The sequence below is a fragment of the Agrobacterium sp. NPDC058088 genome (assembly GCF_042885035.1).
In the GTDB taxonomy this organism is placed as follows: domain Bacteria; phylum Pseudomonadota; class Alphaproteobacteria; order Rhizobiales; family Rhizobiaceae; genus Agrobacterium.
In genome coordinates, this window is the sequence record NZ_JBHVSU010000003.1 from 166435 (window position 1) to 179440 (window position 13006).

The following is a 13006-nucleotide window of genomic DNA, read 5'->3' on the forward strand; positions in this document are numbered from 1 at the left end:
CGTCTACTGGTCCTTTTGGCCGGAGAGCAGCTGCTCCAGCATTTTATCCACGTCATCATCAGAAAGGTCGCTTACGGATGTCTCCCTGGCGATCGGGGAAATTCCCGCTTCCACGTCGCCCGACAGGGACGGTGAAAGAGAGCCGAGTAATTCCGTCTGGGCTTTGACGGTGGTGGCGCCGAAGAGCTGAGCGAGCGTCAGGTGCACCGAAAATTCCTGTCTGATGCGCGAAAGCAGCTGCATGATCGTCAGGGAATCACCGCCCGCTTCGAAGAAGTTGTCCTCCACGCCAGCGCTGTCACTGGACAGGAGTTCGTGCCAGATCGCCAGCAATGCGGCCTCTTTTTCGCTTGCCGGAGCGACGCTGTGGCGTGCCTTCGCGCCGGGTGCGGGCAGGGCCTTTCGGTCAACCTTGCCATTGGCGCTGAGAGGCAGCCGCTCCATGATCACGAATTCGCGGGGGACCATATAGGCGGGAAGTTTTGCGGCAAGAAAGGCGCGTAGACGGTCAGACAGGGTTTCACCGCGCATTTGAGCGGCTGCCTGCCACTGTGTGCTCCATGCGGGATCGATGGATCCGCCGGCGAGCACGTAAAGCGGCTCCGCGTCTTCGTCCGTTGCCAGTGCCGATGCGATGGCCGCCAGATCAACGCCACCGGCCGCGCACAGGCCGATATCGAGACGCGGCGCATGCAGCATCATCACCTGCGCCATATGGCCGGCTTCCAGCAGGCAGAAATCTCTGGCCTTTTGCCCGTAACTGCGCGCCATGGCGGCCTTGAGGCCGGTGAAAACCACGAGGAAAGCGCTTTGCCTGACGATATCGTCACTTTTGCCGGCGATTGCCGCGATCTGTTCCGGTGAAACGGCCGCCAGAAATTCCAGCCGGTGTTCGGCGGGATGATGACGATACCAGCCGGCAGACAGCCCCTTGATCCGGCCGTCCTGGACCAGAATATGGGTCTGAACCGGATAAAGTCCTCCCGCTGACGGGTAAAGCGCCTTTTTCAGCGGTGTGCCGGGGACATCGAAGGCCCTTATGCTGGCGAGCAGATGGCCGATGCTCTGAAGTTCGGCGGGAGCGCTCAAAAACCGGCGATGACTTTGCCGGGTGATCGCTTCGTGGAACAGGCCGTCCGGCGTGCTCAAATCGACGGTTCTCCCGGCATCGCCCAATCTGTCATCACCTGACCGGCCGGCCTTCGCTTCAAGTTTGCCGATGAGGCTGCCTTTGGTATCCGGAACGATATAGGCAACGAGAGCAGGTGGCTGGCCTGTCGTCGTTACCACGGCTTCGGCGACATTTTGATTTTGCAGCAGGGCGGTCTCGATTTCCCCGAGCTCGATCCTGAAGCCGTTGACTTTGACCTGGAAATCTTCGCGCCCCAGAAACTCCAGCAGTCCCTCCGGCCGCAGCCGCCCGAGATCGCCAGTTTCGTAAAGCAGCAGCGCGCCGTTTCCGGCCTCTTCTTCGTCCGCAAAACTGTCGGGAATGAAGCGTTCGGCGGTCAGCTGCGGCCGCCCCCAGTAACCACGCGCAACACCGATCCCGCCGATAAACAGCCGGCCCGTGACCCATGGCGGGCAGGGCCGCCCCTGATCATCGAGAACATACCAGCGCTGGTTCGCCAGCGGCTGGCCATAGGGGATGCTCGTCCAGTCCCGCAGTGCTTCCCCGATCGGGTAGAAAATCGACCAGATGGAAGCTTCGGTTGCCCCGCCGAGGCTGATGAGATCGGCATCTGGCAATTGTGCTTTCAAGGAGGGAGGCAGGCTGACGGGAATCCAGTCTCCGCTCATCATGATCAGGCGCAGGGGCGGCTTTTCCCGGAGCGCCGGTAACTCGGCCAGGAGCAATTGTGCAAGGGCCGGCACCGAGTTCCAGACCGTCACCCGATGTTGCAACAGAAGCTTCATCCAGCGGGCATTGTCCGACACTTCCTCGCGCACGGGAATGACAATGGCGCCGCCTACCGCAAGCGGACCGAATATATCGTAGACCGAAAGGTCGAAGCTCAGCGACGAGAGCGCGAAAACCCGGTCCTCAGTGGAAACGCCAAAGCGGCGATTGATGTCGAGGATCGTATTCAACGCACCGCGATGGTCAATCATCACGCCTTTCGGTTTGCCGGTCGAACCCGAGGTGAAGATGATATAGGCGAGATCCGACGGTTTGGTCGCCGAGGGTGAAGGTCTGGCTCCGCCATCTTCGGGAACAGCGATCACGGTTACCCGCTGCGGCCAGTCGCCCCCTTCGGCGATGACGAGATCGGCCGCCGTATCTTCCACAAGCTCGAAACGCCGCTCCGCAGGCAGGTCGGGGTCGACAGGCACATAGGCTGCGCCGCTTGCCAGAATGCCGAGGCAGGCGATCACCTGACCTGCGCCCTTCGGCAGAGAAACGGCAACCCGGTCGTTAGGACTTGCACGGGCCTTCTGCAGATCAGCCGCCAGCGCCAGCGCCCGTTCGGCCACCTGTCCGTAGGTCAGTTCGATGCCGCCTGCGCAGACGGCGATCTTGCCAGGGCTTTCCGCGGCTCTCTCAAAAAACGCCTCATGCAGCAGCTGCGTGTCGTCGGGAAGCGCGATTTTCGCCCTGTTGTTCAGCGTTTCGAACGCTTGGCAATCAACGATATCAGGCTCGGTCTGCCATGCCGCGTCGTCGCTGGCCAGCGCCCGCAGCAGGGTCTCATAGGCGGCAAACATCATGTCCAGCATGGCAGGCGGGAAGAGTTCCTCGACCGCATCCCAATTATAGACGAGCTCGCCCTGATCTTCGGAAACCTGATGGTCGAGATAGACCTGCGGCGTCTGGCTGACGCTGTCCACCAATCGGGTATCGAGACGCGGAGCGTTGTCGTCTCTCGAAGATTGGCCAAGAACGCTGGTGAAAACCACGGGCATAAGGGCGCCGCCGGAGCGCCCGTTCTGTTTCGCCAGCTCACGAAGCACGGAAACGCCGCTAAAAAGCCGGTGTTCCAGATCTTCCATCAGGCGCAGCTGAACCTGACGGGCACGCGTGGTGAAGTCGGCACGTGCCGAAAAATCGAGCCCCAGCAGGAGTGACGCCGTGAAGTCGCCGACGATCTTTTCCACGTCCTGATGGACCGGCTCACGATTGAAGACAGTAAGATTGAGGGTGAAATCCTGGCGCCTGCTCCAGCGCGCCAGAACCTCCGCAAAGATCGTCATGATCGCGGCCGTAGGGGTGAGGCCGGCGCTCTGGGCCAGTTCCTTGAAGCGTGACCAGTCTTTCGCGGCAAGCCGGCCCCGGCGACGCGTGAAGCGCGGATGCTCGATCTGCGATGGGTTGCATGCCAAGGGCAGATCCGGTGAGGCTGGCAGGGTGGCTATGCGGGCAGTCCAGTACTCCCGCGCCCGCTCATAGGCTGCACTGTTATGGGCGGATTTCTCGAACAGAACATAATCCCGGAATGTCAGTCCGATTTCAGGAAGCGCGCGTTTCTGCATGAGCGCCGCGAGTTCGGTCCCCATTAATTTCAACGACCAGGCGTCACCGATGAGAACATCGAAACTGACGAACAGCCTCGTCGTTTTTTCATCGAGCCGGGCGGCTTCGATGTGAAACAACGGCCAGCGGTCCGCCTTGAAAATATTGTGCGACAGCCGGTTTCTGATGTCCATCAGGCACGCGGCCCCATCGGCCGCATCACGCAGGTCCGCCACCGGCAGCGTATAATGGGGAACGTCTGCCAGCACGCGTTGCCGCCCGTCGGCATCGACGATCGCGCGCAGCATGTCGTGGCGCGCGACAAGACCGTTTATGGCGTTTTCCAGCGCACCGGTATCAAGATTGTCTATATCGAATTCCCGATAGCCGTGTGACCCGACGCTCCCGAGTTCGAAACCCTGGTTGCGGCCGATCCAGTATGCATGCTGGATATCCGTCAGCGGAAAAGGCTCATGGCGGTCTTCAGGATTATGGACCACCGCAAGGCCGTCGACGTTGAGGGTTTCCTCGGCCTCATTATCAAGCCGGTTTGCCAGCCCAGCGATCGTCGGTGTCTCGAAAATTGCTTTCAGCGGCAGTGAAACCCCGAAATCGGCCTTGATGCGGGCAATGATCCTGATAGCGAGGAGTGAGTGCCCCCCCATCTCGAAGAAGCTGCGCTCGACATCGATCATGCTGGTTTGAAGAACGTCCTGCCATATGGCAGCAAGTCGCTCCTCGACATGGTTTCGTGGCGCGGTAGCGCTGCTATCAGGCGTCTTTATTTCAAGTGCGCGCAGGGCGCTCCGGTCGATCTTGCCGTTCGGCAGATGCGGCATGGCCGGCAGGATGGTCCATAGGGCCGGGACAAGGTGGGAGGGTAGCTGCCTTGCCAGTGCAGAGCGGATGTCGTCGACCGTTAGCTGTCGTCCGGCATCGAGCGAAATATAGGCGGCCAGCTGGCGTTCCGGGCTTGCTTCATCACCGATAACTGCAACGACGGCCTCGTTGACGCCATCGATATCCTCAAGCTGGTGCTCGATCTCGCCGGTCTCGATCCGCAGGCCCCTGATCTTGACCTGATTATCGAGACGTCCGTGGAATTCCAGCGTACCATCCGCGCGGCGCCTGACCCGGTCGCCGGTGCGGTAGAGATAGGCGGACGGCCTGCCGGAAAAAGCATCCGGGACGAAACGCTCGGCCGTTTGGCCCGGGCGTCGCAGATATCCGCGGGTGACACCGGCTCCGCCGAGATAAAGTTCGCCCGCAAGACCGTCAGGCCGGAGACGTCCGGCCCGGTCGAGGACATAGGCTTCCGTGCCCGGCAGGGGTGCGCCGATGGAAACCGTTTTTTCCCCGTTGACGGCGCAAACCATAGCGCCTGTTGAGTAAGTCGTATCTTCCGAAGGCCCGTAGAGATTGTGTATGCCCGCCTGCGGTGCCTTCTTCGCCAGTTCTTCAAGCAGGACCGGCGGCAGCGGCTCCCCGGCGAGATTGACGGCCCGAACGGAGGTCGGAAGCGTGTCGTGGCGCAGATATTCGCGCAGCAAACTCGGAACGGTGTTGATCAGGCTGACCTCGGCGACATGCTGCAAACGCGGCAGATCGAACAGCGTGTTGGCCAGAACCACCTGACCGCCGCAGGAAAGCGTGCCGAAAATCTCGAATATGGAGAGATCGAAGCACACTGAGGTCGATGCCAGGACGCCTGCCAGCTCGTCACCAGTGAAATTGCTGCGGGTCCACTGCATGCGGGCGGCGGCATTGCCATGCGTGATCGCCACGCCCTTCGGTCGTCCCGTCGAGCCTGATGTATAGATGATATAGGCGAGATCGGCCGGATCGCAGGCGTGAGCGGCGGCAAAGACCGCATCGGGAAGTTTGGCGACCTCAAGGATAGTCAGTTCATCCGTGGCGTCGAATGCCAGCCGGTCGCTATCCGTGAGCACGACCCTGATGGCCGCATCCTGTGCAATGAAGGCAAGCCTCTCTGACGGATAGTCCGGGTCGAGCGGCACATAGGCCGCGCCGGCTTTCAACACGCCGAACAGGGCCGCGATGAGATCCGGCGTGCGTTGCATGCAGACGCCGACGATAGAGCCGCGGCCAAGCCCGCCTGCGGCGAGCGCAGCGGCAATCGCGTCGCTTCGCTGATCGAGCTCCCGATAGGTGAGGCTGCCATGTTCGCTCGCCACGGCGGATTCTTCCGGGGTGCGCGACGCCTGCGAGGTCAGCATCTCGTGCAGGCAAAGCCGGTTGGGTGTCAGAGCCTGACCGGCAGACCGGCGGATCTCTCCCTGCTGCTCGTCGTCGCAAAGAAGGGAGAATTCCGAAAGCTTGCGGGCAGGATTTTCGGCGATCGTGCGCAATACATGTTCGAAACGCCGCCAGATCGTGGCGACCGTCTCCTCATTGAAGAGATCGGTTGCATATTCGATCTTTCCGCCGATGTCGGGGTCATTGTCCTCGAGGTTGAAGCGGATTTCGTTTTTTGCAGCACCATCGGGCAGGCGCAGTGTCTCGATGGCAAGACCGTCGAGTTCAGGCAATCTTGCCAGATTGTGCTGAAGATCGAATTTTGCCTGAAACAGCGGCGTCATTTCGGACAGGGAGCGTTTTGGATTGAGCGCCTCGACGATCCGCTCATAGGGCACATCCTGGTTCGCCAGGCCGGTGCGGACGGTCTCGCCGACGCGCTGCAGCAGGCTGGAGAAATCCGGATTGCCGGCAAGATCGGTACGCAGCACCAGCGTGTTGACCAGAGGGCCGATCATCGCCTGGGTTTCCGGCCGGTCGCGGTTTGCGACTTCGCTGCCCACGACGATGTCGTCGCTGTCGCAATAGAGATGCAGCACCAGTTTGAAAGCGGAGAGAAGCAGAACGTAGAGGCTGACATTGTGTGCCCGTGCCAGCGCCCTCAGCTGTCCCGACAGTGCGGGGTCGACGGAAACCGCAAATTGCGCGCCGAGGAAAGTGGCGACGGCCGGTCGCGGCCGGTCGAATGGCAGGTCCAGCACCGGCAGGTCCGTTCCGAGCGCCTTTTTCCAGTATGCGAGCTGGTTTTCAAGCACCGGGCCGCGCAGCATCTTTCCCTGCCAGATCGCCCAGTCGGCATATTGAACGCGAATATCAGGCAGATGGTGTGACTGGCCTGTCGTCTCCTTGTAGAAGCCCGCGAGATCACGGGCAAGCACGGTCATGGACCACCGGTCGCCGGCGATGTGATGCAGCCCGACCGCCAGCAGATGATCTTCGGCCGAAAGGCGCACCAGCATTGCGCGCAGTTGCGGATGGCTCAGATCATAAGGTTCGGAAAGCCGTTGCAGGATGTGCTGCCGGGCTGTGGCTTCCGCATGGGTGTCCTGCGCGAGGTCTAGGAATTCGATTTCCCCGTCACCGGCCGTCAGAATATCCTGTTCAGGAAAGCCGTCGGCGCCGGCAATGAAGCGCGTTCGCAGCGGTTCATGCCGTTCCACAACCTTCGCCAGCGCCTCTTCCAGCGCCGTCCTGTCGAGTTTCCCGCGGAACCGCAGGATGCTGCGCATATTGTAAGCCGTGTTTTCAGGTTCAAGCTGCTGCATGAACCACAGGCGCTGCTGCGCAAAGGACAGGGGCCGATCACCATCGCCTTCCTCACGTCCTGGAATGACGGAGTCGAGAGCCGACTGATATCCCCGCTCGGCAAGGCGCTGCTCTATGAGGCGACGGCGCTCGGGCGAAAGGTTCGCGAGTTTGGCGTAGAATTCGTTCATCGTGCTTCTGCTCCTCCAAGCGCGCTCTGGACTTCACTGTCGGAAAGGCTTTCGATTTCCATCAACAGCGCCGCCATCTCGTCCAGGTCGCCTTCATCAGGCATATGGGCGGTAATCATGCTCGCCACGCGGGCGACCGTGGGGTTTTCGAAGAGGAGTTCGCGCATTTCGATCTTGACCGGGAATGTTTCCCTGAGCTTGGCGACAACGCGGATGGCCAGAAGCGAGTGGCCGCCCAGCTCATAAAACCCGTCATCCACGCCGATCCCGTTCACGCCGATCAGTTCTTCGAAAATGCCCGCGACTGTGGTTTCGGTGTGGGTGCGCGGGGCGATGAAGGGTGTGGACATCGCCGGCCTCGCACGGCCCGAAACAGGCGCATTCGACAGCTGCGCCTTCTTGACCGCCGTTGGTGCGACGGTGATGTCACTGCGCGAAAGCATCGTTGTGCCGGTAATGCCGTTCTCGATGATCCTTCTCGTCAGGTCCCAGGCATCATCAGAGGCAACCGCATAGGCGTTGGTGTCGAGCGAGGAACGTTTGCCGGCGGCCAGCACATCGATGAGCGGATAACCAATGGCGAACCAGGGCATTCTCGCGCTGCGTGACTGGGCAGCCACAAGCAGCTCCACCGCCTGATATCCCGATGTATAGGCGGCCAAGCCCACGCCGCCGATGACGGTTGCGAGCGATGACTGGATGCAGCAAAAACCTGCCCGCCGTTGCTCCATCGCCGTTATGAGCGCCCGCAGCGGCGCGATGCGAACCGCTTCATTGTAGCTGAGATGCGTGTCGTCCATCATCGAAAGCGGCGCTGCGGCCTGCCGGTTCGCCTGAGGCATGCTCAGAAAAATTCCGTCGATACGGCCGTGCCTCGACACCACCTCATCGAGTGCCGCGCCGATGGCAGCCGGATCATTGCAGTTAATCCGGCGCGTATCGATAGCTGCGTCCAACTGTATGGCGGCCTCGGCATCCTCGATGGAGTGCAGCACGGACAGGCGTGTGCCGGATATTTTCGCCAGATGATCCAGCCAGACGGTGCCGACACCTTCGGCGATATTGCCGATCACGACATAAACGCCGTTTTTCTTCAGGCGGGCGGATGCCTGCGGTTCAGGCAGGTCGAGCGGCGCAAATCCATGCGACCAGCGATGCGGCCCCCTTATGGCGACCACCGGACCGGTTCCGTTGAATTCCGCCAGGAGGCGATCCGCAACCGCCTGATCCGCCATGTCCTGCGCCACCATGATATCGATGTGCCTGCAGGTCAGGTCTTCATATTCCTGGCCCGCAACCTTCAGGATGCCCGGCAACTGAGACTGCAGCTCGTCGAGCTTTTCCAGGCCGGTGACATCCGTTGCGCCATTGGTCACCAGCGTCAGATTACTTTTGTGCCCCTGTGCGGTGAGCGCCCGCACGAGATTGAGCAGGGTCGTAACCTCGTCCCGCCGGCCGGGCTTCAGCGGCCAAAGATAAAGGATATCCTGTGGCAGAGCCCCGCGTTCGCCGAGAGTGTCGAGCAGCCGGGCAAAATCCGCGACGGAATGTCCGGCAAGGCTGAAGCAGCGGAAATCGCACTCGTCGAACCTGTCGCCTTCAATGGCGCGATAGGCCTGAGCGCCAGCGCCTTCCAGCCGTGCGGCGAGGGATTTGCCGATACGTCCTTCATCAAGGATCAGGACACGGCGGTTTCTGCAATCTGCCGGGCTTGCCGGCAGGCGCTGCCAAGTCGGACGATAGATTCTGGCGCTGTCGACGGCGTTGGAGACAGGCGCCTGGTTTCCTGCCGTCTGGGCGGAAATCCAGTAGCGCTGCCCCTGAAACGGATAGGTGGCGAGCGGCACGCGGCCGCCTTCAGCCGATACGGCCTGCCAGTCGAGATGCCCGCCGGTCCGCCAATATTGTCCCAGTGCGGCAAGGTACTGGCCCGTCTCGTTTTCCGGTCTGGAACGGCCAAGGCACGGTATGATCCGGTCTTCCGCGATAGCCTGTGCGCTGATGAGACCCGACAGTGCCGAGCCGGGTCCGGCCTCGATGAAGGTGGCATTATCGATGCGGAGAAGGGTTCGCATCCCCTCATCGAAACGCACGGTCTGTTCCAGATGGCTGGCCCAGTAATTCGGATCCGTCGCCTGCGCGTCGCTCAGCCAGGTTCCCGTCACATTGGAGATCATCGCAACGGATGGCGGGAAAAGCCTGACATTTCGCAGTTCCTCCAGATAGCGCGCTGCGGCCTGCGCCATCATCGGCGAATGAAACGCATGTCCAGTCTTCAGCCGCCGCGTCACGTAACGCGCCTGTTTGAGTTCCGTTTCGAGCTTTGCGATCGCGTCCAGGCTGCCTGAAACGACGCTGAGGCCCGGCGCATTGCTGGCCGCCAGGGCTATGTCCGCGTTAAGCCAGCGGTCGATCGGTGCGTCGGGATGAACGACCGCAAGCATTGCGCCGGGGGCGGCCTGTTGCATCAACCGGCCGCGCGACACCACAAGCGCAAGTGCCGTATCCAGATCAAAGATGCCCGCCAGGCAGGCCGCCACATATTCGCCGATGCTATGGCCATGAAGCGCCTGCGGTATCACACCCTGCGCCATCCATGCCTTCGCAAGGGCATATTCCACGGCAAACAGCGCCGGTTGGGCAAAGTCCGTATTATGGATATCCTCATGTCCGGCAAAGAGATCAGCGCGGAAATCGCGTTGCATGATCTTGGAAAGACGATCCGCGCAGGCATCGAAAGGCGCACGGAAAAGCTCCATCCGCTCGTAGAGATCCTTGCCCATTCCGGCATATTGGCTTCCCTGTCCCGGAAACAGGAAAACTGGTGACGGCGTGCTGCCGGCAATGGTTGGCTTTTGAGCAGCAAGACGGTGCAGTTCCGTCGCGGCCGACGCCAGATCATCCGCAACCAGCGACTGGCGATGGCTAAAAGCCTTCCGGCCATGACGCAGCGTGAAGGCAACGTCGTTGATCGCAAGTTCCGGGTCCGCCTCGAACGTTTTCGCCTGTGCCGAAAGCAGGGCCGAGAGCGCTGCTTCATTGCGCGCCGAAAATACCAGAAGCTGCGGGGATGCCGCTTGCGTCCTAGCGCACGGGCCTGCTTCGGCCGGAGCCTCTTCCAGCACCAGATGCGCATTCGTTCCGCCGATGCCAAGAGAACTGATGCCGGCTCTCCGGGGGTCTTCCACAGGATCCCAGTTTCGCAGGGCGGTATTGACCTCAAAGGGGCTTGCCGGGAAGTCGATCTTTGCGTTTGCCTGTTTGAAATGAAGGCTTGCGGGGATTTTGCCGTGCTTGAGGCAAAGTACGGTCTTGATGAAACCTGCAACGCCTGCGGCGGTATCGAGGTGGCCGATATTGGTTTTCACGGAGCCAATGGCGCAATATCCGGTGCGCGTCGTCGTCTTGCGAAAGGCCTGCGTCAGCGCCGCGATCTCGATGGGGTCGCCCAGCGATGTTCCCGTGCCATGCGCCTCGATATAACCGATGGAATCGGCCGATATTCCGGCGGCGGCGTGGGCCTCGCTTATGACCATGGCCTGGCTGTCCACCTGTGGCGCGGTGAAGCTCGCCTTCAGCGCGCCGTCATTGTTGATGGCCGAACCGATGATGACGGCGTCGATCGTGTCGCCGTCTGCAAGCGCATCTTCGAGGCGCTTGAGCACGACGACGCCGACGCCGCTGCCGGGAACGGTTCCTGCGGCATCCGCATCGAACGCACGGCAATGCCCGTCAGGAGACAATATTCCGCCTTCGCGCGCCACATATCCGTGCGAACGGGAAACTGTTACGCCGCCCGCGAGCGCAATATCGCATTCGCCCGCAATGAGGCTCTGGGCCGCGACATGGATGGAAACAAGGGATGAGGAGCAGGCCGTCTGCACCGTCATGGCCGGTCCGCGCAGATTGAGCTTGTAAGCCGTGCGCGTCGCCAGAAAGTCCTTGTCGTTGGCGACGAACAGTTCAAAGGGGCTGATCGATTGGCGCACCGCGGCATTGGCGTGCAGGTTCAGGAGATAGGTATTGAAGCCGCTTGAGGCATAGACGCCGATGGAACCGTCAAAAGTGTCGCCCTGATATCCGGCGCGCTCCAGCGCCGCCCAGGCGCATTCGAGAAACAGCCGCTGCTGCGGATCGAGAATTTCCGCTTCGCTGGGGCTGTAGCCGAAAAATTCGGCGTCAAACAGGTCAGCGCCCTCCAGCGGCGCTGAAGCCCGCACGAAATCCGGATCGGCAAGCTGTTCGGGCGGCACACCCAGCGCGATGAGTTCCTCGTCGGTCCATTCTTTAACCGACTCCCGGCCATGAACCAGATTATCCCAGAAGCTCTCAATGTCGGAGGCTCCCGGAAAGCGGCCTGCCATACCGATGACGGCGACCCGAAAGGCGTTCCGATCCTGGTTTGAAGCGCTGGTATAGTCGGACATATGCAGTTCTCGCTGGATTAGAAATTGAACACGCACGTTACTTGTGGAACGGGCAGCCTTTTTTGGGTGGATCGATCATGCCGAGCCGACCGCGTTCGAAACGCTGAAGCGTATCGATTGCCTTCCGGTCGCCGTATCGCAGGCTTCCGGCGTCGGAGCCGACGAAACGGGAGCAGACGCCGACATGCCCTTCCGCCAGATATTTGTAGGCTGCGACGAATTCCGTGTGCGCGTCATGGAGTTCGACCGGCAGGGTGGCGAACACGTCCTTCATTTCACGCCAGACCTGAATGAGGACGGCATGATCGAACGACATCAGCCCGCTGAAATCATCGGATTCGACTGATGGCGGCGTCATGGAGACGCGGATGGTATTTTCGTAATCCGCCTTGCTGAAGCTGGCGGCGAGGTCCATGGAGCTGGCAGATGTGCGCAGAAGCACCGCGGCGGCCCGCAATTCCCTGTCCGCTTCGGCATGGTTTTCCTCATGCACCTGCATATTGAAACGACGAAGGCACAGAACCAGCCCCTGCACGTTCATGAAAAACGCCCAGTGGAATTCGCGCCATATCCGGGAAGGTGAGGGGGGAGCAACGGTCATCTGGCACACTCCACGCCAAAGCACCTTGCAAGAAGCCTTGCATGAACCTTAAAACCGTCAAACTGGGCCTTAGCGGCCTTTTCCGACAGGTGTGGCGCCCGGCAGAAAAGATCGGTAACGGAGAGCGCGACCTGCAGGAAGCTGCGCAGCAGAACATGGGCGGGCTGGGCAGTGGTAATGCGGTTCACGCGGAAATATCGGTCATAATCATTGGCGTGAAAGGACGTCAGCGGCAGGCCGCTGATATCCACGACGCCGGGGTCGGACATCGGCTTTTCCATGTTGCCCAGAAGTGCTGCGATGCGCGCGCGGCATTCGGGATGATGCAGCGTGAACGCTTCGAGGGCCTCGCAGATGATGTGCTGCAGGCGGGCTCTTTCGTGTTCTTCCGGCACCATTACCGGTGCCAGTGCCTCTGGCAGGAGCAGATCTAGAACGGCATCCTGCGCAAGCCAGTCCCTGTCCGGTCCGGCGTCCTCGCGGGGCACCGGGCTTGGCCATGGTTGGTCGTCCATGGGGATGCGTCCTATTCTTGCGTGCTGGTAGAGTTCGCTGTTTCGCCGTCCATCAACCGCCGCAGACTCAAGGGGCGCATGTCGGTCCACTCCACCTCGATATGATCAAGGCACGCCTGCTTCGATCCGGAAAAGCCGCTTAGTCGCCACCCTGTCGGGACCGCCTTGTAGACCGGCCATATCGAATATCGCTCCTCGTCGCTGATCACGACGTTGTAGTGCAGGTCTTCAGTCGGGGTCTGGGAACTCATGGTGGTCAC

At 61.0% G+C, this 13006-nt stretch carries 5 protein-coding genes; all 5 read right to left on the bottom strand.

From position 1 onward, the window contains the following. Nucleotides 1-3: 3 nt before the first annotated feature. The 5 genes from ACFVTJ_RS10860 to ACFVTJ_RS10880 are packed head-to-tail and all read right to left on the bottom strand — an operon-like array spanning nt 4 to nt 12997. Nucleotides 4-7203 carry an amino acid adenylation domain-containing protein gene (locus tag ACFVTJ_RS10860; RefSeq protein ID WP_386907197.1) on the bottom strand — a complete coding sequence of 2400 codons (7200 nt, stop codon included), beginning with the start codon at nt 7201-7203 and terminating at the stop codon, nt 4-6. Further along, the gene (locus ACFVTJ_RS10865) at nt 7200-11630 is read right to left on the bottom strand and encodes a beta-ketoacyl synthase N-terminal-like domain-containing protein (protein WP_386907199.1); all 4431 of its coding nucleotides are present in this window, start codon (nt 11628-11630) and stop codon (nt 7200-7202) included. The genes ACFVTJ_RS10860 and ACFVTJ_RS10865 overlap by 4 nt, the downstream gene beginning before the upstream one ends. Nucleotides 11631-11667: 37 nt before the next feature. Next, nucleotides 11668-12231, bottom strand: a complete 564-nt coding sequence (locus tag ACFVTJ_RS10870) for a siderophore biosynthesis protein (RefSeq protein WP_386907201.1) — start codon at nt 12229-12231, stop codon at nt 11668-11670. Then, complete coding sequence (locus ACFVTJ_RS10875; RefSeq protein WP_386907203.1) at nt 12228-12746, bottom strand: siderophore biosynthesis protein; 519 nt, start codon at nt 12744-12746, stop codon at nt 12228-12230. The genes ACFVTJ_RS10870 and ACFVTJ_RS10875 overlap by 4 nt, the downstream gene beginning before the upstream one ends. An 11-nt stretch (nt 12747-12757) precedes the next feature. After that, a complete protein-coding gene (locus ACFVTJ_RS10880; RefSeq protein WP_386907205.1) occupies nt 12758-12997 on the bottom strand; it encodes an MbtH family protein in 240 nt (79 codons plus the stop codon). Nucleotides 12998-13006 lie beyond the last annotated feature (9 nt).

Bases quoted from the DNA above. Each gene is read 5' to 3' on its own strand.
- ACFVTJ_RS10860 (WP_386907197.1), bottom strand. From the start codon at position 7,203: ATGAACGAATTCTACGCCAAACTCGCGAACCTTTCGCCCGAGCGCCGT.
- ACFVTJ_RS10865 (WP_386907199.1), bottom strand. From the start codon at position 11,630: ATGTCCGACTATACCAGCGCTTCAAACCAGGATCGGAACGCCTTTCGG.
- ACFVTJ_RS10870 (WP_386907201.1), bottom strand. From the start codon at position 12,231: ATGACCGTTGCTCCCCCCTCACCTTCCCGGATATGGCGCGAATTCCAC.
- ACFVTJ_RS10875 (WP_386907203.1), bottom strand. From the start codon at position 12,746: ATGGACGACCAACCATGGCCAAGCCCGGTGCCCCGCGAGGACGCCGGA.
- ACFVTJ_RS10880 (WP_386907205.1), bottom strand. From the start codon at position 12,997: ATGAGTTCCCAGACCCCGACTGAAGACCTGCACTACAACGTCGTGATC.